This window comes from Alcaligenes sp. Me129 (assembly GCF_050487245.1).
Lineage (GTDB): Bacteria > Pseudomonadota > Gammaproteobacteria > Burkholderiales > Burkholderiaceae_B > Alcaligenes > Alcaligenes phenolicus.
Genome location: NZ_JBKQGX010000010.1, coordinates 119,028 through 141,305 on the forward strand (window position 1 = coordinate 119,028; position 22,278 = coordinate 141,305).

The 22,278-nt window shown below is 55.7% G+C and carries 21 protein-coding genes; 13 read left to right on the forward strand and 8 right to left on the reverse strand.

What is annotated here, in order from left to right:
- Positions 1–92: 92 nt before the first annotated feature.
- Together ACLPGZ_RS12325 and ACLPGZ_RS12330 are read left to right on the forward strand one after the other, a co-directional pair.
- Positions 93–548 carry a MaoC family dehydratase gene (locus ACLPGZ_RS12325; protein ID WP_035272656.1) on the forward strand — a complete coding sequence of 152 codons (456 nt, stop codon included), beginning with the start codon at positions 93–95 and terminating at the stop codon, positions 546–548.
- Positions 549–1,145 carry a TetR/AcrR family transcriptional regulator gene (locus ACLPGZ_RS12330; protein WP_257112067.1) on the forward strand — a complete coding sequence of 199 codons (597 nt, stop codon included), beginning with the start codon at positions 549–551 and terminating at the stop codon, positions 1,143–1,145.
- A 31-nt stretch (positions 1,146–1,176) separates the two neighbouring features.
- Here the strand turns inward: ACLPGZ_RS12330 and ACLPGZ_RS12335 are convergent, their stop codons facing one another.
- Positions 1,177–1,578, reverse strand: coding sequence for a RidA family protein (locus ACLPGZ_RS12335; RefSeq protein ID WP_257113647.1), 402 nt, complete (start codon positions 1,576–1,578; stop codon positions 1,177–1,179).
- Between the two features lie 142 nt (positions 1,579–1,720).
- On the opposite strand from ACLPGZ_RS12335, the gene ACLPGZ_RS12340 reads away from it, so the two are divergent.
- A complete protein-coding gene (locus tag ACLPGZ_RS12340) occupies positions 1,721–2,623 on the forward strand; it encodes a LysR family transcriptional regulator (RefSeq protein WP_257112066.1) in 903 nt (300 codons plus the stop codon).
- Between the two features lie 56 nt (positions 2,624–2,679).
- Here the strand turns inward: ACLPGZ_RS12340 and ACLPGZ_RS12345 are convergent, their stop codons facing one another.
- A complete protein-coding gene (locus ACLPGZ_RS12345) occupies positions 2,680–3,963 on the reverse strand; it encodes a pyridoxal phosphate-dependent aminotransferase (RefSeq protein WP_009456304.1) in 1,284 nt (427 codons plus the stop codon).
- Between the two features lie 290 nt (positions 3,964–4,253).
- On the opposite strand from ACLPGZ_RS12345, the gene ACLPGZ_RS12350 reads away from it, so the two are divergent.
- Positions 4,254–4,742 (forward strand): MarR family winged helix-turn-helix transcriptional regulator, encoded by a 489-nt coding sequence (locus ACLPGZ_RS12350; RefSeq protein ID WP_022983289.1) that lies wholly within the window; start codon positions 4,254–4,256, stop codon positions 4,740–4,742.
- Positions 4,739–5,515 (forward strand): DNA alkylation repair protein, encoded by a 777-nt coding sequence (locus tag ACLPGZ_RS12355; RefSeq protein ID WP_083053333.1) that lies wholly within the window; start codon positions 4,739–4,741, stop codon positions 5,513–5,515. The genes ACLPGZ_RS12350 and ACLPGZ_RS12355 overlap by 4 nt, the downstream gene beginning before the upstream one ends.
- A 22-nt stretch (positions 5,516–5,537) precedes the next feature.
- On the opposite strand, the gene ACLPGZ_RS12360 is transcribed toward ACLPGZ_RS12355, so the two are convergent.
- Entirely contained in the window at positions 5,538–6,662 is a 1,125-nt protein-coding gene (locus ACLPGZ_RS12360; protein ID WP_239054450.1) for a metallophosphoesterase, read from the reverse strand.
- A gap of 248 nt (positions 6,663–6,910) precedes the next feature.
- Between ACLPGZ_RS12360 and ACLPGZ_RS12365 the strand changes: the two genes are divergently transcribed.
- Positions 6,911–8,986 carry a catalase gene (locus tag ACLPGZ_RS12365; RefSeq protein WP_137430198.1) on the forward strand — a complete coding sequence of 692 codons (2,076 nt, stop codon included), beginning with the start codon at positions 6,911–6,913 and terminating at the stop codon, positions 8,984–8,986.
- A 43-nt stretch (positions 8,987–9,029) separates the two neighbouring features.
- On the opposite strand, the gene ACLPGZ_RS12370 is transcribed toward ACLPGZ_RS12365, so the two are convergent.
- Positions 9,030–9,833: a hypothetical protein gene (locus ACLPGZ_RS12370; RefSeq protein ID WP_035272669.1), complete on the reverse strand. Its 804-nt coding sequence runs from the start codon at positions 9,831–9,833 to the stop codon at positions 9,030–9,032.
- Between the two features lie 106 nt (positions 9,834–9,939).
- On the opposite strand from ACLPGZ_RS12370, the gene ACLPGZ_RS12375 reads away from it, so the two are divergent.
- The 3 genes from ACLPGZ_RS12375 to fdxA all read left to right on the forward strand — a co-directional run bounded on the left by ACLPGZ_RS12375 (position 9,940) and on the right by fdxA (position 12,340).
- Positions 9,940–10,269 (forward strand): hypothetical protein, encoded by a 330-nt coding sequence (locus ACLPGZ_RS12375; protein ID WP_009456315.1) that lies wholly within the window; start codon positions 9,940–9,942, stop codon positions 10,267–10,269.
- A 543-nt stretch (positions 10,270–10,812) separates the two neighbouring features.
- The gene (locus ACLPGZ_RS12380; protein ID WP_035272672.1) at positions 10,813–11,886 is read left to right on the forward strand and encodes a linear amide C-N hydrolase; all 1,074 of its coding nucleotides are present in this window, start codon (positions 10,813–10,815) and stop codon (positions 11,884–11,886) included.
- A 121-nt stretch (positions 11,887–12,007) separates the two neighbouring features.
- Entirely contained in the window at positions 12,008–12,340 is a 333-nt protein-coding gene (fdxA, locus tag ACLPGZ_RS12385; RefSeq protein WP_009464181.1) for a ferredoxin FdxA, read from the forward strand.
- Here fdxA and ACLPGZ_RS12390 read toward each other — a convergent pair.
- Positions 12,337–13,872, reverse strand: coding sequence for an MFS transporter (locus ACLPGZ_RS12390; RefSeq protein ID WP_239054449.1), 1,536 nt, complete (start codon positions 13,870–13,872; stop codon positions 12,337–12,339). The genes fdxA and ACLPGZ_RS12390 overlap by 4 nt on opposite strands.
- 84 nt (positions 13,873–13,956) lie before the next feature.
- Between ACLPGZ_RS12390 and ACLPGZ_RS12395 the strand changes: the two genes are divergently transcribed.
- Positions 13,957–14,823 (forward strand): LysR family transcriptional regulator, encoded by an 867-nt coding sequence (locus tag ACLPGZ_RS12395; protein WP_239054448.1) that lies wholly within the window; start codon positions 13,957–13,959, stop codon positions 14,821–14,823.
- 6 nt (positions 14,824–14,829) lie between these two features.
- Here ACLPGZ_RS12395 and gph read toward each other — a convergent pair whose 3' ends face one another.
- The 3 genes from gph to ompA form a co-directional block, all read right to left on the reverse strand.
- Complete coding sequence (gene gph, locus ACLPGZ_RS12400) at positions 14,830–15,525, reverse strand: phosphoglycolate phosphatase (RefSeq protein WP_083053339.1); 696 nt, start codon at positions 15,523–15,525, stop codon at positions 14,830–14,832.
- Between the two features lie 6 nt (positions 15,526–15,531).
- Complete coding sequence (gene ubiG, locus ACLPGZ_RS12405; protein WP_009464176.1) at positions 15,532–16,254, reverse strand: bifunctional 2-polyprenyl-6-hydroxyphenol methylase/3-demethylubiquinol 3-O-methyltransferase UbiG; 723 nt, start codon at positions 16,252–16,254, stop codon at positions 15,532–15,534.
- 83 nt (positions 16,255–16,337) lie between these two features.
- Positions 16,338–16,934 carry an outer membrane protein OmpA gene (ompA, locus tag ACLPGZ_RS12410; protein WP_009464175.1) on the reverse strand — a complete coding sequence of 199 codons (597 nt, stop codon included), beginning with the start codon at positions 16,932–16,934 and terminating at the stop codon, positions 16,338–16,340.
- Between the two features lie 440 nt (positions 16,935–17,374).
- On the opposite strand from ompA, the gene gyrA reads away from it, so the two are divergent.
- Genes gyrA through pheA form a run of 3 tightly spaced genes read left to right on the forward strand, consistent with a single transcriptional unit; the run spans position 17,375 to position 22,252 of the window.
- Positions 17,375–20,059: a DNA gyrase subunit A gene (gene gyrA / locus ACLPGZ_RS12415; RefSeq protein ID WP_239054447.1), complete on the forward strand. Its 2,685-nt coding sequence runs from the start codon at positions 17,375–17,377 to the stop codon at positions 20,057–20,059.
- Positions 20,059–21,168 carry a 3-phosphoserine/phosphohydroxythreonine transaminase gene (gene serC / locus ACLPGZ_RS12420; RefSeq protein ID WP_009463913.1) on the forward strand — a complete coding sequence of 370 codons (1,110 nt, stop codon included), beginning with the start codon at positions 20,059–20,061 and terminating at the stop codon, positions 21,166–21,168. The genes gyrA and serC overlap by 1 nt, the downstream gene beginning before the upstream one ends.
- On the forward strand, positions 21,161–22,252 hold the full coding sequence (gene pheA, locus ACLPGZ_RS12425; protein ID WP_009463912.1) for a prephenate dehydratase: 1,092 nt from the start codon (positions 21,161–21,163) through the stop codon (positions 22,250–22,252). The genes serC and pheA overlap by 8 nt, the downstream gene beginning before the upstream one ends.
- Positions 22,253–22,278 lie beyond the last annotated feature (26 nt).

A 22,278-nucleotide genomic window follows, 5' to 3' on the forward strand; every position in this document is an offset into this window, starting at 1 on the left:
TTCCCAGGAAAGCTGTGCAAGAATAGCTGCCATCCATAATCTATTTACGCGGGCAGCGACGCGCACTCACACACTTTCTGGAGAGTATTCGGATGAGCCTTAAAGCACCTGTCTATCTTGAGGATCTGGCCCTGGGAATGGAGTTTCGCAGCGCAGAACATGCTCTGGATGAAGCGCAAATTATCAGCTTTGCCCGCCAGTTTGATCCACAACCTTTCCATCTGGATGCAGAGGCGGCCAAGGGCACGTTCTTTCAGGGGCTGGCCGCCAGTGGATGGCATACCGCCGCCATTACCATGAAGCTTTTGGTGGACAGCCTGGTATTCAGTCAGGGGATTATTGGTGCAGGCGGGCAAATCGATTGGCCACGGCCTACGCGCCCTGGCGATGTCTTGCATGTGCTCAGTAAAATCATCGACATTCAGCCCTCCCGCTCCAAAGCGGACAGAGGCATGGTAGTGGTGGAGTCTCACACCCTGAATCAGAACAATGAGGTGTGCCAGCGCCTGATTGCCAAGCTGATTGCCTTTCGTCGTCCGGAGGTTTGAATGGGGCGTGTCTCGCGTGAGCAGGCCGAACGCAACCGCGAGCGGGTGCTGGAGACGGCTTGCCGACTGTTTCGCAAACATGGAGTGGAAGGGGTCTCGATCGGGGACATCATGAAAGAGGCGGGCTTGACGGCAGGCGCTTTCTACAAGCAGTTTGTCTCCAAGGAGGCTTTGATTGACGAGGCCTCCCGATTTGCTTTTACCCAGTCTTCCGAATCCTGGGAGCGTATCAACCAGCGCTATGAACAGGACGCCGTGCAAGGGTTTCAAGCCTTGATGCGGCGATATTTCAAGCACCGTCCTCAAACCCAAAGCTGCCCGATCCTGGCCTTTTCTTCCCTGGCCAGCGGCCTGCCTGCGGATGCGCAGACCACGGCAATTTACAGTGAAGGCGTAGAGAGCTTGTTTGAGCAGTTTCGTGGCGTTGCCATGCAAGCGTGTGCCGAGCAGACCGAAGAGCAAGTCATGCTCTTGTTTGCCGCCATGTTGGGGACAGGGATGATCAGTCGGGCCATGGGCGATACCGCGTTTACGCAAAGTATGCAGGCTGCGGTATTAGCTGCATTGCCTGGCAGTGAGTCCGATCAGCACGATTAGCCTATCGATAAAGGCGACAAGAGCTTGCGTATCAGGCTTGTTCGGGCAGTTGTGCCACTACCTTGATCTCGAACTGAAAGCCTGACAACCAAGGCACCCCTACACCTGTCAACGCCGGGTAGGGCGCATCACCCCAGTAGTCCGGCAGAACCTTCCACAGGGTTTCCAGATTGGCTTCCGGGTTCACCAAAAACAGCGTCACATCCAGCACATGAGCAAAGCTGCAACCTGCTGCGGCCAGCACGGTATTGAGGTTCTCAAAGGCCAGGCGTATTTGCTGTTCCAGGTCCGGCTCGGGTGAGCCGTCTTCGCGGCTGCCGACCTGGCCAGAAATAAACAAAAAGCCATTGGAACGAATCGCCGGTGAGTAGTGACCACGCTCATACAAGGCTTGGCGTTCGCTGGGAAAGACGGCTTGGCGTAAGGTAGTCATCATGCTTTCCAGTGCCTGCTGGGCAGGTGAAGTTCATTGAGTTATGCACTGTAGGTCTTGTGCGTGGACAGATAAACGCTGGATGGCAGACAACACTGTTTCTATAATCCAAACAATCAATGCAACTGATTGGAGACAATACGTGGACCGTTTCGAAGCGATGCGTACCTTTGCCAAGGTGGTGGAAACGGGCAGCTTTACCAAGGCGGCCCAAGCTTTGCATCTGAGCCGAACCCGGGCCACGCATCTGGTGCAGCAATTGGAGGCACGCTTGCAGGTGAGCTTGCTGCATCGCACGACGCGCAAGGTCAGTGTGACCAGCGCTGGGGCACTTTATTTTGAGCGTGTGGTGCAATTGCTGGCCGATCTGGAAGACAGTGAGCGGGATCTGGCCCAAGCCTTGGCTTCGCCCAGTGGCCGCTTGCGGGTAGATGTGCCCAGCCCTTTAGCCAGCCGTGTGCTGGTGCCAGCCTTGCCGTCGTTCTACGCACGCTACCCGGATATTCAGCTGGATATGGGCGTAGGCGACAAGACGGTAGATCTGCTCGATGAAAGCATGGACTGTGTGGTTCGAGGTGGTCATATTCAAGACCAGTCCTTGATCGCCAAGCGGGTGGGGGCGCTGCATCTGTCCATCTATGCTGCACCCTTGTATCTGGAGCGGTTTGGTACCGTTGTGCATCCTGAAGAGCTGGACGGGTCTGCACATCGAATGGTGGGGTACCTGTGGGAACATCAGAACAAACCGTTTCCTTATGCCTTGCGTCGCGATAAAGAACGGGTTTCTTTGCCAGGCCGTTATGGCTTGGCCGTGAATGATGGCAATGCCTATCTGGCAGCGGGTGAAGCGGGTTTGGGGCTGGTTTGCCTGCCGGCGTATTTGGCCAAGGAAGCGGTGCAAGCAGGGCGCCTGATCGCGTTATTCCCGGATTGGACGATGGACCCTATGCCCTTGTATGTGGCTTTTCATCGCAGCAAACATACGAATGTTCGGCTGCGTGTCTTTATTGATTGGGTTGCGGAGCAATTGTCTCAAGTATCTTGAGTGCCAAAAAAAGCCAAGGAGAATGAATCCTTGGCTTTTTTCATTGAATCCGATTTTTATTCAGCTTCGGCGCTGTCTACGACTGGAATGGTCGCCTGGGCAAACTCAGGCCGTTCTGTACCGTGCTTGATACGGTAGTCTTTCAGGAACTTGGCGATGCGGTTGATGGCCTCGCGCAGGTCCGGCTCGTGGGGCAGGAACACCATGCGGAAGTGATCCGGATGAGGCCAATTAAAGCCCGTGCCTTGCACCAGCATCACGCGGGTGGCTTCCAGCAGTTGCAGGAAGAATTGGCGGTCGTCCTTGATGGGATAAACCTCGGGATCCAGACGCGGGAACATGTACAGGGCAGCGTGGGGCATGACGCAGCTGACCCCGGGAATCGCGGTGATCAACTCGTAAGCCAGATCGCGCTGACGGCGCAGGCGTCCACCTTCGCATACCAGGTCGTTAATGCTTTGATAGCCGCCCAAGGCGGTCTGAATGGCCCATTGGCCGGGCACGTTCGCGCACAGCTTCATATTGGCCAGCATGCTCAGGCCTTCGATGTAGTCGGCACCGGCTTTCTTGTCGCCCGAAATCACCAGCCAGCCTGCGCGGTAACCACATGCGCGGTAGCTCTTGGACAGGGAGTTGAAGGTCAGGGTCAGTACGTCGTTGGACAGGCTGGCCATGGCGGTGTGCTTCATGTCGTCGAACAGGACCTTGTCGTAGACCTCGTCGGCCAGCAGCACCAGATTGAATTCGCGAGCAATATCGACCAGAGCTTGCAGCACCGAGTCGGGGTAGAGCACGCCGGTGGGGTTGTTCGGGTTGATGACAACCAGGCCCTTGGTGCGTGGGGTGATCTTGGAGCGGATATCGTCCAGGTCCGGAATCCAGCCTTTGGATTCGTCACACAAGTAGTGCACGGGTGTACCGCCGGACAAGCTGGTTACAGCCGTCCACAGCGGATAGTCGGGCATGGGCAGGAGCAGTTCATCACCGTCGTCCAGCAGGGCGTTGGTGGCCATGGCAATCAGCTCAGAGGCGCCATTGCCCAGGTAAATATCTTCCAGCGTCACGCCCTTGATCCCTTGCTCCTGGGTGTAGTGCATGACGGCTTTGCGCGCGGCAAAAATACCTTTGCTATCCGAGTAGCCCGAAGAGTTGGGCAGGTTGCGGATCATGTCGAGCTGGATTTCTTCCGGGGCGTCAAAACCGAATACCGCCAAGTTGCCGATATTGAGCTTGATCAGTTGCTGGCCCTCGTCTTCCATTTGTTTGGCCCGGTCCATGATGGGGCCGCGAATATCGTACAAAACATTCGCCAATTTGCTCGATTTCTTGATGCTATTCATGATGCTGGTAATCGGATTCCATGTGTGCTGCTAATGAACGGTGGCAGGGCTGATGCCTGACCAGCCTTATACCTTACCGCATGCGTGGGCCTGTCTTGTAAGCATCAAGCTTAAAATGTGGCATTGTCGAATTTTGGCGACACTCTTTTGTCGATAGGCTCCTTACTACCTGGACATATTCCGCTTTATGGATTGGATTGGCATGATGTGAAATCAGCCCTCCTTTATTTTTCTTGTTTTTGAAGCGCTCTGAGATTAAGATTCGATATCAAATCATTTGATGTCGAACTATGAAACTGGAAGCGAAATATCGGGCCTTGCTCTCGCACGCAGAGCAGCAAAAGGGCGTCAACGTTCAGGGCATGTCCCTGTGTTTTCAGCTCCTGTCCTTGTCTGCCCGTATTGATCGAGACTGCGCCGCCTTGTTGGCGCCCCATGGCTTGAGTGAAGCCCGTTTTGTGCTTTTGTTCCTGCTGGAAGAAGCACCCGACGGGATGCCTTCCCACATCCTGGCTGAACGGGCAGGCGTGACGCGGGCGACTGTCACAACTCTGGTGGATGGGCTGCTGAAAGCGGGCTTGGTGCAGCGCTTTGCGGCCCAGACCGATCGGCGTTCTGTCATGGTGAAACTCAGCCCTCAGGGGGCGGAGTTGGCCAGGACGCTGGTAGGAACTCACGCCCAGTGGATAGGCGAATTGTTCCGGCATTTGTCCGAGGCGGAGTGCACCCAGCTTAGCGCCTTGTTGAACAAAGCCGCTGGCGGAGAAGACGCGTCATGAGTATCGAGAACCGCAAGGCTTATGCCAAGGTTGCGGATATACCGGCTGATATTTTGCTGGCTCTGTCCAAGGGGGAAATCCAGGGTCTTACTCTGACCGAGTCCTTGGCCATCGATCAGCGCGTGCTGGTGGCGACCGTATTTCCGGAATTGGATGAGCAGGGCGCAGAGCACATCGACACCCTGGCCCAATTGGGCATTCTCAAGCGCATGAAAGCCATTGGGGAATATTTGCTGGACACGTATGGCGAGATGGCCTGGATGCGCTGTTTGGATCACCCGGCTGATGTGGTGCGGGGCTGGGCCTGCTTTATGGTGGGAGCCCGTGCATCCTTAAGTGTGCCTCAGCGCCTGGAGGCACTGCGCCCTTTGGCTGATGATGCGCATTTTGGTGTGCGTGAATGGTCCTGGATGGCGGTACGTCCTCATTTGGTGGCCGAGCTGGATGCGTCGATTCAGAGCTTGCAGCAGTGGGCGCGCTCAGACTCGGAATATCTGCGTCGTTTTGCGTGTGAGGCTTTGCGCCCTCGGGGAGTGTGGTGCGCACATATTGCCATCCTGAAAAAAGAACCGGAACGCATGTTGCCGATTCTTGAGCTCTTGTATCGGGATGGCAGTGTGTATGTGCAGGACTCGGTAGCCAATTTCTTGAATGATGCGGCCAAGGATCAGCCGCAGTGGGTGCGTGATCTATGTGCTCAATGGCAGATGCAAGCGCCGGATAATGCTGCTGTGCAGCGCCTGTGTCGACGGGCGCTGCGCAGCGTGTCTTGATGCTCCGGTTCCAGTCCTGGAATCAGGAGGCGCGCAAGGTAATCAAGGTGATTTCTGAGGCGCGCCCCAGTCGCAGCGGGAAGCCCGCCCACAGTCCGGCACCGTAGCTGACGTACAGCTGCATATCCCCCACTTGATACAGTCCACCCACATAGCCATCATTGGCCATCTGCACGATCTTGTGCATGCCCACAATATGGCCGCCATGGGTATGGCCCGACAACTGCAAGGCCGCCCCGGCCGCAGCGATTTCCTTGGCGGTGTCAGGGCGGTGGGCCAACATGATGATGGGCATGCCAGCAGGGATCCCGGCGACTGCTGCAGCCACATCGGGCATGGGTTGCCCATGCACGGCTGCCGACTTGTCGGTAATGCCAGCCAAAGCAAAAGCAGCATCGTCTTGTTCAATAATGCTGTGCTCGTTCAGAAGCATACGTAGCCCAAGGCTGTTGAAGTGCTCGATCCAGGGTTGGTACTGGGTGTAGTACTCGTGGTTGCCTGCAATTACCCACACCCCTTGCGGGGCAGACAGGGCTTGCAAGGGGGCGACATCATCGCGACGCGCTTTCACCGTGCCATCGACCAGATCACCTGTAATGACGATCAGGTCCGGTTTCAAAGCCTGTGTTTTATCAACAATGGCTTGTATCCAGGGGCCTTGCAGCAGACGGCTGGCGTGCAGATCAGTCAGTTGCACCAGTTTGAAACCATCCAGCTTGGGGGACAGGCCCTTGACCTTTACTTCGATGGACTTGAGCTCGGGGACTTGCACTGCCTGCCAGACACCCAGTGCGGACAGGCTGACCGCTGCGATGCCCAGCATGCCCCGCAAGGTAGGGGAGCGCAACAGAAGCAGCCCGGCTGGCTTGTACAGAACGCGCATCAGTAAACCTGCCAGATCCGTGATCAAGGTAAAGCAGGCGGCCAGCAGGACTGCCCCAAAAGCCCAGCCCAGGACCATGATGACTTGTGCGGGAATTTCCGGTGAAGCCCGTGAGCCCCAGAACAGCGCTACGGTGTAGTGGTGGAAGGTGGCGGCGACGGCCAAGATGCTGAGCAGCCATTTGATCCAGGGTTTGATCTTCAGCGGTTTGATCAGTCGCCAGGCGACATACAGGGCGAAAACGAGAGCAGCGACTTGAAACACAAAATCATTCCAAAAAGAAACGGGGGCTCGTGCTTGAGCGGGCGATAAAGCGTGCTCAGTATAGAGCGAGGAAGTGGGCATGATGTCAGAGCTCACCAGACAGTTACGGCTCTGTCACGAAAAAAGGTGGACATGCTTGATTACGTTTTGAGAGATTGCTTCGCACATCAAGTCATTAAAACTTCTAGGCTTTTTCCCAAGGGCACCCCAGTGGAACGGGGTTTTCGTTTGATTTGATTGGAGGACATATGGTGACGAAAAAATCCGCAGCCAAAACCAATCAGGATACCGTGGGGCAAGGTGGGGAGTTACATCAGTTTGGCCATGCTGAGTTGACGACCAATCATGGCGTACCGATATCGGACAATCAGAATTCCTTGCGTTTCGGGGCGCGTGGCCCGACCTTGTTGGAAGATTTTGTCCTGCGCGAGAAAATATTCCATTTCGACCATGAACGTATACCGGAGCGCATTGTTCATGCTCGCGGCACAGGAGCACATGGTTATTTTGAATGCACGCAAGCAATCCCGGAGTTGACCCAGGCCTGTGTATTTCAAAAGGAAGGACATCGGGTGCCGGTGTTCTGTCGTTTCTCAACGGTAGCCGGCTCTAAAGGCTCCAAAGACACACCACGCGACGTGCGTGGTTTCGCGGTCAAGTTCTATACCGAGCAAGGCAACTGGGATCTGGTGGGCAACAATATGCCCGTTTTTTTTATCCAGGACGCCATCAAGTTCCCGGATCTGATCCATGCCGTCAAACCCGAGGCGGACCGGGGCTTTCCCCAGGCAGCGTCAGCCCATGACACATTCTGGGATTTTGTCTCCCTGATGCCCGAGTCTTTGCATACCGTGATGTGGCTGATGTCTGATCGAGCCTTGCCACGGTCCTTTCGCATGATGCAGGGCTTTGGTGTGCACACATTCCGTTTTGTGAATGCCAAGGGCAAGTCGCACTTTGTGAAGTTTCATTGGAAGCCCAAGCAGGGATTGCAGTCCACCCTGTGGGATGAGGCGGTCAAGATTTCCGGGGCGGACTCGGATTATCTACGACGCGATTTGTACGAGGCGATTCAAAACGAAGCCTTCCCGGAGTGGGAACTGGGTGTGCAGGTTTTCGATCAGGAGTGGGCGGACAAGCAGGACTACGATGTGCTGGATGCGACCAAACTCATTCCCGAGGAAAGTCTGCCCGTCAAGATCGTGGGTCGTATGGTTCTGGATCGTTATCCCGACAACTTCTTTGCAGAGACCGAGCAAGTTGCTTTCTTGCCGTCCAACATCATTCCGGGAATCGACTTTACGGATGATCCCTTGCTGCAAGGCCGCTTGTTCTCCTACCTGGATACGCAAAAGTCTCGACTGGGAACGGTCAACTTTCATCAGATTCCTATCAATGCACCCCGCTGCCCATTCAGTAATATGCAGCGCGACGGCATGATGCAGACGCAGGTTCCCAAGGGCCGTGCGACCTACGAGCCCAATAGCCTGGAGGAGGCGGGTGAATCGGGCGGACCGCGCGCGCAGCCGCATGGCTTTCGCACCTTCCCCAGTACCGTAGACGATGGCGCAAAACTGCGTGTACGGGCTGAGTCGTTCTCGGACCATTACAGCCAGGCCCGATTGTTTTATCGCTCTCAGACTGAAGTTGAGCAGGAACATCTGATTGCCGGGCTGGTATTTGAACTGTCCAAGGTCCAGCTCAATCATGTTCGTGTGCGTGTGCTCTCGCACATGCGTGTCATTGATGAGGATCTGGCCAAACGAGCGGCTCAGGGATTGGGGCTGGATTTGCCGCCTCCTGCCAAGCCCGCCCGCAAGCCGATCGACATGGCACCTTCCAAAGCCTTGTCCATACTGGCCCAGAAGTCGCCGATTGCCGGTCGGATGCTGGGTATTCTGGTAACGGACGGAGCTGACAAGGGCTTGCTGGAAATGCTGCTGACAGGGGCTCAGGAAGCCGGGGTGGCCGTCAAGCTTATCGCTCCGCAAGTAGGGGGAGTGACGCTGTCAGACGGCACACAATTGGCTGCCGACGAAAAGATTGCGGGTGCGCCTTCGGTTCTGTTTGATGCGGTGGCCTTGCTGCTTACCCAGGAAGAAGCTTCAAAACTGTGCACTAACAAGGCGGCGGTGGATTTTGTAGCCGACGCCTATGGACACTTGAAAGCAATTGGTCATAACGGCGCAGCCCAACCCTTGCTGGACCGGGCAGGCGTTTCAGTGGACAAGGGGGTGTTCGTCATCAAAACCGGTGATGATCTGCTTGAAAAAGTGTCTTCACGGTTCTGGGAGCGACGCCATCAGGTAGATGGTATGGCCTGATGTCTTGTGAAAAGGGGGCGGTGCCGCCCCCTTTCACGTGCCGTCAGTAGCGCCAGCTCAGCCCCAGCACGGGGCCCGACATGCGAGTGTCAAAGACATGGCCGGAGCGACGATAGTCCACATCCAGCATCTTGTATCCGGCAGCGATGGAGAAGTTCTCTGACAGGTCGTAGTTCAAGGTCAAGGTAGCTTGATAGCTCAGGCGCGAGCCCACGCCAAAGCCGCCCAAGTGGATCTGGGCTTGAGTGGAAAACTCCGGGGTGAAACGATAGAACGCACGCAGTCCTATCATGGGGTCCACCCAATTGAAGCTCTCCTGATGATGTCGGGTTCGGCCCGCCGTACTCAGATGGGCACGGGTGCGTATATCCCAAAAAGAAAAACCGGCCAGTGCGTCCAGGCTGGCTTGTTCAGTGTCGTAGATGCGGTAACCACCTTGCAACGTGGCCATGAACAGACGTGTGTCCACGGTCCCTTCTGCAGCACCGACCAAAGGCAAACCACCTACCACTTCACTTTCGCGTGTGTTCACGTAGAGCAGGTCACTGTTGAACACATAGCGGTCGCGACGCACCCAGGCGTTCAGAAAGGCCGCGGCACGCAGATCGTGCAGGACATCTGAAAAGGACTTTTCTATATCCAGGGAGGGCGCGCGTTTGAAGGGGGAGGACTCACCCGACAAGCCGGTAATCCAGGCATAGGGTGTAATCTGCACGGCATAGTGTGGCGAAGTCGTGCTGTCGGACATGGCGTCTGGACGTTGAGCACTCACTTGGGCATGAGCCAGACTGGCCAGTGGCAAGATTCCCAATAATAGCCAGCGGGAATGAGTGAGTTTACGCATCATTGTCATGGACCCCCTTTTTAATTCTGTAAATGACGGCGCACTAGCGCCAGTCTTGTGTCTTTCGGTATGCTGGACTAGCCGATCACCAACCCGTGGAGAACGTGTCATGCATGTGTTTTACCTTAGCAAGCAAGATATTGATAATTTGTTGCCCTTAGTGCAAGCGGCGTTACACGCTGATCGCACCGGACAAGTTGGTTTCACGGACGAAGAACTGGCCTTGCGCGCTGCCCTGGAGGCGATGCAGGACCCCAAGCTGTCCGAGCTGCTGGCCGGTGCCCGTGTCGAACCGGGCCGCATAGCCGTTGGATTGGCTGAAGAAGATTACCGGGAAAACCTGCTGGCTCTGGAAACCCGTGACAGTGCTTATGTCATTGACCAGCTTATGGATAGCTATGCAGGATTGCCGGGGTTTTTTGATTGCCTGGAGTTTTAGATGAATTTGCAAAACAGCCCGTTACGGGCTGTTTTTTATTGCATGTTATTGAAGTCCGTGTCGAGGCATTATGCCGTTCCTTGTACCTACGGATAGGATTTGGCCATTCCTGGTCATTAATGATCTTCCAGTTCTGGGTAAAGGATTTCGAGCACACATCGCCTGTGTTTTCAGATCTGAATGACTATTTTTAAGTTTTTTAAAACAAGAAAAAGGCCTGTTTAGTTTGGAGATCGTATTTGGTTCATTTATACGCGGGCTGATAAGGCAGCTACCCACGTTTTCAGAGTGAAAAACGCAGCTTCAAGGCGATCAGGAAGAAAAAATAATATTGCGGTCGATCATGAGTTAGCAAATATTTTTATTCTCAAAACAAGGGATTTCATGCTCTGTTTTTGTCGGTCTTGCACCACAAGACTTAACTTGGCTTGACGCAATGTCCTAATCCTGTTTTTGTTACACCCGTGTCCAATGTATCGGCTGTGTAAGCAGTCGGTTTTTTTGTTTTATTGATTGGGCGGCTAGCCGTCTCTGGAGAGAAAGATGTTGCTAAAAAAATGTCGTCGTACTTTGCTGGCATGTGCAGTTGGGCTGGCTTTGGTGCCTGCGGCCTCTCAGGCGTGTACCCGAGCTGTTTTTCTGGGTGATAACGGACAGGTGATTACCGGTCGCTCCATGGACTGGAAGCTGGATGTCGGCACCAACCTCTGGATTTTTCCTCGCGGTGAAAAACGCACTGGCGAAGCTGGCCCCTCGTCCATTGAGTGGACCTCGAAATACGGCAGCGTGATTGCGTCGGGTTATGACATTGCTTCTACCGACGGGGCCAATGAAAAAGGTTTGAACGTCAACTTGCTGTGGCTGGTGGAGTCCCAATATCCAACGCCTCAAAAAGGCGATAAGACCTTAAGCATGTCTTTGTGGGGACAGTACGTCTTGGACAATTTTGCAACCGTGGCAGAAGCGGTTGCTGCTTTAGAAAAAAATCCCTTTGTAGTCGTTACTGCCAAGGTCAAAGGTGAAGATCGCTTGGCAACTTTGCACCTGTCCATGTCGGATGCCACAGGGGATAGTGCGATTATCGAGTATATCGACGGTAAGCAACACATCCACCATAGTCGTAAATACCAGGTTCTGACCAATTCGCCCACATTTGATCAGCAATTGGCCATCAAGGATTACTGGCAACAGGTGGGGGGCATGAACATGTTACCCGGCACTAGCCGTGCTGCAGATCGTTTTGCTCGCGCCTCTTTTTACATTGATGCAGTGCCACGCAACCTGAGTGATGACAAGGCCGTAGCCAGTGTGTTGAGCGTGATACGTAACGCTTCTACTCCATATGGCATGACAGTGCCCGATCAGCCCAACAACTCATCGACACGCTGGCGCACGGTATTCGACCATCAACGTAGTTTGTATTATTTTGACTCGGTTCTGTCACCCGGTGCATTCTGGGTGGATATGAAAAAAGCAGATTTTTCGGCAGAAACCGGCAAAGTGATGAAGCTGGATCTGGGGCCGGAGCAAAGCAAGGTCTACATGGGTGAAGTGCTGGAGCACTTCAAACCAGCCCAGCCATTCAAGTTCGAACCCGCCGAACCGCCCGCTGTTTAATGGGGCAGTGGTATATGCCACTCTAGGCTGAATACCCGGAGCATAGCCGACAGCGATCACATGATGTTCATGTTCAGCTGTTATGCTATGCCCCGTCTTTATTTGTTGAAGTAGCTGTTTCATGACCTATGTAGTGACGGAAGCCTGTATCCAGTGCAAGTACACCGATTGTGTGACGGTGTGCCCCATGGATTGTTTTTTTGAAGGCCCGAATTTCCTGGTCATTCATCCTGACGAGTGCATTGACTGCTCCATCTGCGTGGCCGAGTGTCCGGTGGGGGCGATTGTCAGTGATCAGGATGTGACGCCCGAGCAGCAGGTCTATGTGGAGCTTAACCGGACCTTGAGCGAGGACCCGGCCTGGAAGCGTATTAGCCAGCAAAAAGCGCCCTTGCCGGATCATGAGTACTGGGCGACTCAGACCGACAAGCTGGCGCTGTTGAAGAAAGATTAATGGGCTTTCTGATGGCTGTTGTTGCGTTGGAAGTACCAGACCGCCAAGGCCGCCATCACCAGCAAAGCCGTACAACTGGCCAGTACGGCGACATAGCCTTTATCAAAAGAGTCGCGGGCCAGTTCACTTAAGGTCAGAGCCAGACTCTGTGGCATGGTTTCTGCCATCAACAAGGCCTGATCCAGGCTGTCGTAGGCCAGGGCGCGGTCACTTATTTCCTGTGGCAAGATCAGGCTGGCGCTGTATACGAAGGACAGCAGGCTACCCATAATGGTCACGCCCAGCGCACCACCCAGTTCATAAGACATTTCCTCGACCGAGGCCACCATGCCAGCGCGTGAAGGTGGCACGCTTTGCATGATAGTGCTGGAAGCCGCCGTCATGGCCGCACCGATACCCAGGCCCAGCATGACCAGGCTGATCACTTGTAGAGGCTGTGCACTGTTATGCCACAGCAGATAAGCGGCCATGCCTGCTCCCGCTAGGCTCAGGGCGCCAATCAGCAGTCGCTTGCTGCCGATGACGACCAGCAGGCGCCCGGCCAAGGGACCGGCTATAAAGGCTGCCAGTGGCAAAGGAATAATGGCCAGGCCCGCTTCCAATGGTGAGAAACCCAGTACCAATTGCAGGCGTTGGCTGAACACCAGTTCCATGCCGATCAAGGCCGCTGAGGCCGTCAAGGCAGAGAGTACGGCGGTGCTTAGCGTGGCGTCCTTGAACAGGGCAAAGTCCAGCAAAGGGAAAGGGCTGCGGTTTTGTTGACGGACGAACCAGCTCAGAAACAAGATGCCGATCAGCAGGGCGGCAGCGGTCAAACCCCAATCCGTATGCAGCTTGCCCATTTCCTTGATAGCCAGGGTGCTGGCTACCAGGCCCACCATGATCAGCAAGGAGCCTTTGATATCCCAGGGGCGCGATGCATCTGGCGTGGAGCGGGGCACCAGAATCCAGCCCATAGGCAGCGCGATCAGCACGATGGGCACGTTGATCAGAAAGACGGATCCCCACCAGAAATGTTCCAGCAGGAATCCGCCCAGAACCGGACCAAAGGCGGCACCACCGGAGGCGATAGAAGACCAGACACCGAAGGCCACCGCACGTTCGCGCTCATCATGAAAGGTGATGCGTATCAGCGATAAAGTGGCGGGCATCATCATGGCCGCTGCCACACCTAAAAAGGCGCGTGCGGCGATCAAGGCCGTTGGGTTCGGAGAGTAGGCGGCTGCGACTGAAGCCAGACCAAACATGGCCAGACCCGACAGGAACAGGCGCTTGTGACCCAGGCGGTCACCCAGGGTGCCCATGCCCAGCAGCAGTCCGGAGACGACCAGAGCGTAGCTGTTGATGATCCACAGCTTGTCCGCGGCCGAGGCCTGCAGATCATGGGTCAGGCGTGGCAGGGCGGTGTAGAGCACCGTCATGTCCACCACAATCAGTAGAAGAGCTGCCGACACAATTGCCAGGATCAACCAGCGACGGCTTGGGGATAGGGGAGCAGTGTGGGCTTGATGGGTAATCGAGCTGTGCAGCATAAAAGACCAGAGGGGTAGGAAAGCAAGTATGATCTATCAATATTATCAACAGTCAAAGTTGATTAGCATCTATAAAATAGATAAATGGATTGGACACTAGAACGTATTCGACATTTTGTCGCTGTGGCAGAAACTGGCTCCATGACTCAGGCCGCGAAAGAGTTGGGCAAGGTGCAGTCAGCCGTCAGCACCTCGATTTCCCTGCTGGAAGCGGATCTGAATCTGGAGCTGTTTGATCGTTCACGACGAACGTTAAGCCTGACGGTGCCGGGCGAAATCATGCTGCTGGAAGCCAAGGCTCTGTTGCGTCAGGTAGATGTGTTGAATCGTCGGGCCCTGGATTTCTCGCAAGGGCAACCGACCAGACTGGAAATTGCTCTGGATGAAGCCTTGCCTCAAGAGCCCTTGCGGCTGCTGCTCAAGGAGCTGGCTGAACGCTGGCCTGCGCTGGAGTTGACGGTCTGGAACGGAACCGCTTCCGAGGTGATGGACTATGTGCAGGAAGGGCGCTCGGATATGGCTTTTCAGTTTGATCGCGGAGCTGATGCCACGTCATTTGCGCAAAGCTATATTGGCGCTGTGCCCCAAGCAATTTGTGTGGCGCGTACGCACCAGCTTGCCAGTCTGCATCAGGTCAGCCGTAAGGAGCTGACGGCACATCGACAATTGCTGATTCATATCGAAGGGACAGAGCAGACGGTTGTCAGCCCCAGTGTGTGGCGCTCAGACAGCTTTTATGTCATTGCCGATATGGTGGCCGATAGTCTGGGCTGGGCGATTTTGCCGCTGAACATTGCGGAGTATGAAAACTTGCGCAACAAGTTGGCGCAGTTGCATTGCCGGGAGATGGTTTTGCCACCCTTGCCAGTGCGGATGCTGTGGCGACAGGGGCAAACTTTGCCCCCTGCGGCAGTGTGGATGCAGCAGCGCCTGTCGGAGCTGCTGCCTTAAGCCTGTTTAGCAGGCCAGCGGGGAAGGGCGGGATAGCTGACCGTTGGCCCAGCGTTGTACGCCTTCCCAGATATCAGAGGCGTGATGCACGGTCATATCGGCTTGCCAAGTGCTCAGGCTGTCGTCCTGCGCGCAGTAGCCGTAGGCGGCAATCATGGTAGCCATGCCCGCCGCCTGACCTGCCTGGATGTCGCGCAGATCATCACCTACGTACAGGCAGTCTTTGGGATCAAAGCCCGTTTTCTCGGCGGCATATAGCAAGGGGGCGGGATGAGGCTTGGTGTGCTGGGTGGTATCGCCGCCGACGGTGACTGCGCAACCCGCTTCCAGTCCTAAATGACGGATCAGGGGCAGGGCCAGGTATTCCAGCTTGTTGGTGACGATGCCCCAGGTGTAGCCGGCCTGCTCTAGCTGTTTCAGCATGGGGGCTACGCCCTCAAACAGATAGGTCAGCTCCGTCATGTGATCGTTGTAGTCCTGCAGGAACTGCGCTCGCAATTGTGCGTAGTTGGGGTGATCGGTATTGATATCCAGCGCTACCTTGAGCAGTCCGCGTGCACCGTGCGAGGCATAGGGCCGCAGCGCTTCGTAGGGCAAATCAGGCAGGCCATGTTCCTTGCGCATGCGATTGGCCGTAGCAGCCAGATCTGGAGCAGAGTCGGCCAAGGTGCCGTCAAAATCGAATAGAACCAGTTTATTCATGAGGGCTTAGCTTTGGCGGCGGCTGGCCAGCAGGTAGTTGACGGAGGTGTCGCCAGACAGGCGATAGTGCTCGGTAATCGGGTTGTATTCCAGACCTTTCAATGCCAGGGCATCCAGACCACTGCGGCGGGCCGAGGAAATCAGCTCGCTGGGTTTGATGAAGCCCTCATAGCTGTGCGTGCCCTTGGGAATCAGGCGCAAGAGGTACTCGGCACCCACAATGGCAAATAAGAAAGATTTGGGATTGCGATTCAGGGTCGAGAAAAAGACCCAGCCACCGGGTTTGACCAGTTTGGCGCAGGCCGCAATGATGGAGCCCGGATCGGGGACATGTTCCAGCATTTCCATGCAGGTGACAACGTCAAAACGACCAGGGTGCTGATCGGCCATATCTTCGGCGCTGATCATCTCGTATTTGACGGGTACGCCCGATTCCAGACTGTGCAAACGGGCAATCTTCAAGGAGCGCTCGGCCAGATCAATGCCGGTGACGTCGGCGCCGGACTGAGCCAGGCTTTCCGACAAGATTCCGCCACCACAACCGACGTCTAATACCTGCTTGCCCGCCAGGGAGCCGGTGTAGGACAGAATCCAGTCCAGACGCAAAGGGTTGATGGCGTGCAGCGGTTTGAACTCGCTGTCAGGGTCCCACCAGCGGGATGCCAGTGCACTGAATTTATCGATCTCTGCGGGATCGACATTGACGTTAGTGACGGTGGAAGCGGTCATGGCTCATCCAAAAAAATTAAGGCCCCGCAAAAGCGGAGCCTTAATTGTAGCCTTAGCTACAGAAATACGTGATGCAGCAAGAATTACTTGCGGTTGCCCACGATTTCGATTTCTACGCGACGGTTTTGAGCACGGCCTTCGCGGGTCTTGTTGGACGCCACTGGCTGAGCTTCGCCCTTGCCTTCGGTGTAGATACGGTCTGCAGGTACGCCCTTGTTGACCAAGTATGCTTTAACAGCATTGGCGCGACGCTCGGACAGCTTCTGGTTGTAAGCTTCAGCGCCGATCGAGTCAGTGTGACCGGTAGCGATCAGAGTTTCCAGATCGATGGACTGAACGGTGTCAGCCACTTGATCCAGAACCTGGCGGCCTTCTGGCTTGATGGTGGATTTGTCGAAGTCGAAGAACGTGTCAGCGTTCAGAGTCACTTTGGTGACAGTAGGAGCGACGACAGGAGCTTCGGGGGCTTGGGCAACGGGCACACCGTCACAACCTGGAATACCTGTAGCAGGTGTCCAGAAGTTGTTGCGCCAGCACAGTTCGTTGGTGCCGTTTTTCCAAACGTCGCCGAACGGATTGCGCCAGTTGTTAACTTCGCCGGACTCTTGTGCGGAAACTGCACTAGTGGCCGATGCGGCGGCAATGGCGAGTACAAGTGCGATTTTGGAGGGTTTGTTCATATTTCTCCTCGTTGAGCTGATGCTGTTAAGTGACCGCAGCGAACCCCTGCCGCTGATTAACGGAACCAGTATAGCAATCCTTTGAACGGAACAAAGACTTGCTTGCGCTGGGTTTCATGCGTGTTAGGTCGAATCTTAAGACATTTCGGCCACATGCGTGAGGGGGACGGGGAACGATTCGTGAAGATGCGTGGAATTAGCCTTGTTCTTTCCTTTTATTGTTGGTTTTAGGCAACAGGGAAAGGGTGGGGCCGCTTCTTCAATCCATCATCGATACGATTAGTGGACGATGGATTTTTGACGAATCGACCGTTTCAATCACATATCGCCCGCCTTCTCGCCTCGCTACGCTGCGTCCCTCTATGTGAAAGTGCTAGAATTTCCTCTTGTCCGTTTACGGCTGGCTTACTGCTTAACCCATATCTATAAAGAATTGACCTATGGATTCCTTTGCCAAGGAGACGCTTCCCGTTTCGCTTGAAGAGGAGATGCGCCGCAGCTACCTCGATTACGCCATGAGCGTGATTGTGGGCCGTGCTCTTCCCGACGTGCGAGATGGTTTGAAGCCCGTGCATCGCCGTGTTCTGTTCGCCATGCATGAACTCAATAACGACTGGAATCGTGCCTATAAGAAGTCGGCTCGTATCGTCGGTGATGTGATCGGTAAGTACCACCCTCATGGTGACTCTGCCGTCTATGACACTATCGTGCGTCTGGCGCAGGACTTTTCCATGCGCTACACCCTGGTCGACGGACAAGGTAACTTTGGTTCCATCGACGGGGATAACGCCGCGGCCATGCGTTACACCGAAATCCGTCTGGCCAAGATCGCCCACGAACTGCTGGCCGATATCGACCAGGAAACCGTGGATTTCGTGCCTAACTATGATGGCAGCGAAAAAGAACCGGCCCTGTTGCCTTCGCGTCTGCCCAACCTGCTGGTCAACGGCAGCTCGGGTATTGCCGTGGGTATGGCTACCAATATTCCGCCGCATAACCTGTCTGAAGTGGTCAACGGCTGTCTGTACTGCCTGAGCCACCCCGAGTGCACGGTTGATGAGCTGATCGAATACATCCCGGCCCCCGACTTCCCGACCGGCGCCATTATTTATGGCATGTCCGGTGTGCGCGAAGGCTATCGCACGGGCCGTGGCCGCGTCATTATGCGCGCCAGTACACACTTTGAAGACATGGAAAAGGGCAACCGTCAGGCCATCGTGGTCGACGCCATTCCTTACCAGGTTAACAAGAAGTCGCTGCAGGAACGCATTGCCGAGCTGGTCAACGAAAAACGCATCGAGGGTATCTCCGATATCCGCGACGAGTCCGACAAGGACGGTATGCGTTTGGTCATTGAACTGAAGCGCGGCGAAGTGCCGGAAGTTGTGCTGAACAACCTCTACAAGAATACGCAGTTGCAAGAAACCTTCGGGATGAACATGGTGGCACTGGTCGATGGCCAGCCCCGTCTGCTCAACCTGAAACAGCTGGTGGATTACTTCCTGAGCCACCGCCGCGAAGTGGTTACTCGCCGTACCGTATTCCAGTTGCGCAAAGCGCGCGAGCGCGGTCATGTGCTGGAAGGTCTGGCTGTGGCCCTGGCCAATATTGATGAGTTCATCGAAATCATCAAAGCGGCTCCAACGCCACCGGTTGCCCGTGTCGAGCTGATGGCTCGGTCCTGGGATTCCGGTCTGGTGCGCGAGATGCTGGCCCGTGCCGACACCAGCGCCATTGTGGGCGGCCGCCAGGCTTACCGTCCGGATGATTTGGGCGCTGAATTTGGCATGAACACAGATGGTCTGTACCGTCTGAGCGAAGTGCAGGCTCAGGAAATCCTGAACATGCGCTTGCAACGCCTGACTGGCCTGGAGCAGGACAAGATTGTTCAGGAGTACCGCGAGGTCATGGACAAGATTGCTGACTTGCTGGATATCCTGTCCAACCCGGCTCGTGTGTCTGCCATTATTGGTGACGAACTGATCGCCGTGCGCGACGAGTTCTCGGCGACTGGCAAGGACGTTCGTCGCTCGCAAATCGAGCACAACGCCACCGAGCTGGATACCGAGGACCTGATCACCCCTATGGATATGGTGGTGACGCTCTCGCATACCGGCTATATCAAGAGCCAGCCGCTGTCCGAATACCGAGCCCAGCGTCGTGGTGGCCGTGGCAAACAAGCCACCGCCATGAAAGAGGACGACTGGATCGACAAGCTGTTCATCGCCAATACCCACGATTACCTGCTGTGCTTCTCCAACCGTGGCCGTGTGTACTGGCTCAAGGTCTGGGAAGTGCCTCAAGGTTCACGCAACTCGCGTGGCCGTCCTATCGTCAATATGTTCCCTCTGGAAGATGGCGAGAAGATCAACGTGGTGCTGTCCGTCAAGGAATTCAGCGAAGATCAGTTCGTGTTCATGGCGACCTCGCGCGGTACGGTCAAGAAGACCCCGCTGTCCGACTTCTCCAACCCCCGTAAGGCCGGCATTATTGCTGTGGGCCTGGACGAGGGCGACTACCTGATCGGCGCTCAGCTGACCGACGGTGTGCACGACGTCATGTTGTTCTCGGATGCCGGCAAGGCTGTGCGCTTTGACGAGGGCGATGTGCGCCCAATGGGGCGTGCAGCCCGTGGTGTGCGCGGCATGACGCTGGAAGAAGGTCAGTCCGTGATTGCCCTGCTGGTGGCCGAAGATGAAACCCAATCCGTGCTGACCGCCACCGAGAATGGTTTCGGCAAGCGTACCCCGATTGGCGAATACACGCGTCACGGTCGTGGCACCAAGGGCATGATTGCCATCCAGACCTCCGCCCGTAACGGCAAGGTCGTGGGTGCGGTGCTGGTTCGTGAAACCGACGAGATCATGCTGATCACCAACGCCGGTGTGCTGGTACGCACTCGCGTGGCGGAAATCCGCGAAATGGGTCGTGCGACTCAAGGTGTGACCTTGATCAGCGTGGACGATGACAGCGAGCTGTCTGGTGTGTACCGCGTGGTGGAGACCGATGACGAGGTCGACGCCGAGCTGGCCGAAGAGGGTCAGGCGCCAGAAGGTCAGGAGCAGGATAATCAACTTGATTCCGCCCAAGACCAGGCGGACCCTTCCGGCGAGGAAAACGAGTAATGCGTGTATGGAATTTTTCGGCAGGCCCGTCAATGCTGCCGTTGGAAGTGCTGGAGCAAGCCGCTGCTGAAATGACAGATTGGCATGGCACCGGCATGTCCATCATGGAAATGAGCCACCGTAGCAAGGACTATATGGGTGTGCGTGACGAGGCAGAAGCCGATTTGCGCAGTTTGTTGTCCGTGCCCGATGATTTCGCGGTGCTGTTTGTTCAGGGTGGGGCACAAGGCCAGAATGGCCTTTTGCCCTTGAACCTGATTCAGCGCAATGGCAGTGGCAAGGCCGACTACGTGCTTTCGGGCAGTTGGTCGGTCAAGTCCTGCGAAGAGGCTCAGCGTTACGGTGATATTCACGTTGCTGGTACCAGTGGTCAGGCATGGCAGGATCAGGGCAAGGAGTGGGCGCCCTGGACCTGGTTCCCCGAGCCTTCCCAATGGGATGTGCGCCCGGATGCGGCTTACTTGCACGTTTGCACCAATGAAACCATTGGTGGCGTGGAGTTCAATGATATTCCCAAGCTGGATGTCCCCGTCGTTGCTGACGTGTCGTCCAACATTCTGTCCTGCCCGATCGATTTCTCGCGCGTGTCGGTTGCTTACGCCGGTGCCCAGAAAAATGCCGGCATGTCCGGTATTGCCTTGATGATGATACGCAAGGACTTGCTGGGCCATGCCATGGATCTGTGCCCGTCGGCGTTCAACTACGCCAACATTGAAAAGCAGCAGTCCATGTTCAACACGCCGCCTACGTACTCGATCTACATGGCCGGGCTGATGTTCAAGTGGCTGGAGCGCCAGGGTGGTGTGGCTGCCATGCAGGCACGCAATGCGGCCAAGTCCGAGGCCTTGTACGGCTTTCTGGATGCGTCCGAGTTCTACAACAACACCGTGCATCCGGCGTATCGCTCGCGTATGAACGTTCCGTTCCTGTTGCGTGATCAGTCCCTGGATTCCCTGTTCCTGGAACAGGCTACGGCTGCAGGCCTGACTTCCCTGAAAGGACACAAGAGCGTGGGCGGTATGCGCGCTTCAATCTATAACGCCATGCCGCTGGAGGGTGTGCAGGCACTTATCGATTTCATGACTGAATTTGAACGACGGAATGGCTAATACCTTAACTGAGCGCCTGCTCCCTTGGCGCAATCGTATTGATGAGCTGGATCGCCAGATCCTGGAGTTGCTCAACGAGCGTGCTCGTGCGGCTTTGGAAGTAGGCAAGATCAAGCAGGACTTCAATACAGAGGAAGTCATCCTCAAGCCCGAACGCGAGGCACGTATTGTGCGTCGCTTGCAGTCTGAAAATGATGGCCCGTTCACACCGGCAGCAGTCGAAGCGGTGTGGGGGCAGATTATTTCTGCCTGTCGCGGTCTGGAAAGCGTATTGCGCGTGGCTTATCTGGGCCCGCAGGGCTCTTTTTCCGAGCAGGCCGCCTACGAGCATTTCGGCCATGCTTTGGATGGCCTGCAATGTGACTCCTTCGACGAGGTTTTCCGCAGCGTCGAAGTGGGTCAGGCTGAAGTAGGCATGGTGCCCGTCGAGAACTCGACCGAAGGTGCTGTGAACCGCACGCTGGATTTGCTGCTGAACTCGCCCTTGCGTGTCTTGGGCGAGCGCTCGATTCGTGTGCATCACAATCTGCTGACCCAAACTGGCACGATGGAAGGCGTCACCCGTGTGATGGCCCATCCTCAGGCTTTGGCGCAGTGCCAGAACTGGTTGCAAAAGCACTACCCACAGCTTTTGCGTGAGGCCGCCTCCAGCAACGCTGAAGCAGCACGCATTGCGTCGTCCGATCCTACGGTTGCAGCGATTGCGGGCAATACGGCTGTTACCGCCTGGAATCTGGGTGTGGTCGAGGCCGGTATTCAGGACGATCCGCACAACCGCACCCGTTTCCTGGCCATTGGCAATATCGAGTCCCTGCCTAGCGGCAATGACAAGACCAGCATCATTCTGGCGGTGCCCAACCGGGCTGGCGCTGTCTATGACATGCTGTCTCCTTTGGCAGTGCATGGTGTGTCCATGACGCGCCTGGAGTCGCGTCCTGCGCGGACAGGGCAGTGGGAATATTATTTCTACGTAGACCTGATCGGTCATCGTGACGAGCCAGCCATGGCCGCCGCTTTGGCAGAGCTGAAGAAACAAGTCGCCTTTTTCAAGATTCTGGGTTCTTACCCCGTAAACGACTTTTAATCATCAGCAACAAGAAAGGCCTGGGG

What these genes read in the sequence shown, in the direction of transcription:
- ACLPGZ_RS12325 (WP_035272656.1), top strand. Translation starts at nt 93, where the DNA reads ATGAGCCTTAAAGCACCTGTCTATCTTGAGGATCTGGCCCTGGGAATG.
- ACLPGZ_RS12330 (WP_257112067.1), top strand. Translation starts at nt 549, where the DNA reads ATGGGGCGTGTCTCGCGTGAGCAGGCCGAACGCAACCGCGAGCGGGTG.
- ACLPGZ_RS12335 (WP_257113647.1), bottom strand. Translation starts at nt 1,578, where the DNA reads ATGACTACCTTACGCCAAGCCGTCTTTCCCAGCGAACGCCAAGCCTTG.
- ACLPGZ_RS12345 (WP_009456304.1), bottom strand. Translation starts at nt 3,963, where the DNA reads ATGAATAGCATCAAGAAATCGAGCAAATTGGCGAATGTTTTGTACGAT.
- ACLPGZ_RS12350 (WP_022983289.1), top strand. Translation starts at nt 4,254, where the DNA reads ATGAAACTGGAAGCGAAATATCGGGCCTTGCTCTCGCACGCAGAGCAG.
- ACLPGZ_RS12355 (WP_083053333.1), top strand. Translation starts at nt 4,739, where the DNA reads ATGAGTATCGAGAACCGCAAGGCTTATGCCAAGGTTGCGGATATACCG.
- ACLPGZ_RS12365 (WP_137430198.1), top strand. Translation starts at nt 6,911, where the DNA reads ATGGTGACGAAAAAATCCGCAGCCAAAACCAATCAGGATACCGTGGGG.
- ACLPGZ_RS12370 (WP_035272669.1), bottom strand. Translation starts at nt 9,833, where the DNA reads ATGATGCGTAAACTCACTCATTCCCGCTGGCTATTATTGGGAATCTTG.
- ACLPGZ_RS12375 (WP_009456315.1), top strand. Translation starts at nt 9,940, where the DNA reads ATGCATGTGTTTTACCTTAGCAAGCAAGATATTGATAATTTGTTGCCC.
- ACLPGZ_RS12380 (WP_035272672.1), top strand. Translation starts at nt 10,813, where the DNA reads ATGTTGCTAAAAAAATGTCGTCGTACTTTGCTGGCATGTGCAGTTGGG.
- fdxA (WP_009464181.1), top strand. Translation starts at nt 12,008, where the DNA reads ATGACCTATGTAGTGACGGAAGCCTGTATCCAGTGCAAGTACACCGAT.
- ACLPGZ_RS12390 (WP_239054449.1), bottom strand. Translation starts at nt 13,872, where the DNA reads ATGCTGCACAGCTCGATTACCCATCAAGCCCACACTGCTCCCCTATCC.
- ACLPGZ_RS12395 (WP_239054448.1), top strand. Translation starts at nt 13,957, where the DNA reads ATGGATTGGACACTAGAACGTATTCGACATTTTGTCGCTGTGGCAGAA.
- gph (WP_083053339.1), bottom strand. Translation starts at nt 15,525, where the DNA reads ATGAATAAACTGGTTCTATTCGATTTTGACGGCACCTTGGCCGACTCT.
- ubiG (WP_009464176.1), bottom strand. Translation starts at nt 16,254, where the DNA reads ATGACCGCTTCCACCGTCACTAACGTCAATGTCGATCCCGCAGAGATC.
- ompA (WP_009464175.1), bottom strand. Translation starts at nt 16,934, where the DNA reads ATGAACAAACCCTCCAAAATCGCACTTGTACTCGCCATTGCCGCCGCA.
- gyrA (WP_239054447.1), top strand. Translation starts at nt 17,375, where the DNA reads ATGGATTCCTTTGCCAAGGAGACGCTTCCCGTTTCGCTTGAAGAGGAG.
- serC (WP_009463913.1), top strand. Translation starts at nt 20,059, where the DNA reads ATGCGTGTATGGAATTTTTCGGCAGGCCCGTCAATGCTGCCGTTGGAA.
- pheA (WP_009463912.1), top strand. Translation starts at nt 21,161, where the DNA reads ATGGCTAATACCTTAACTGAGCGCCTGCTCCCTTGGCGCAATCGTATT.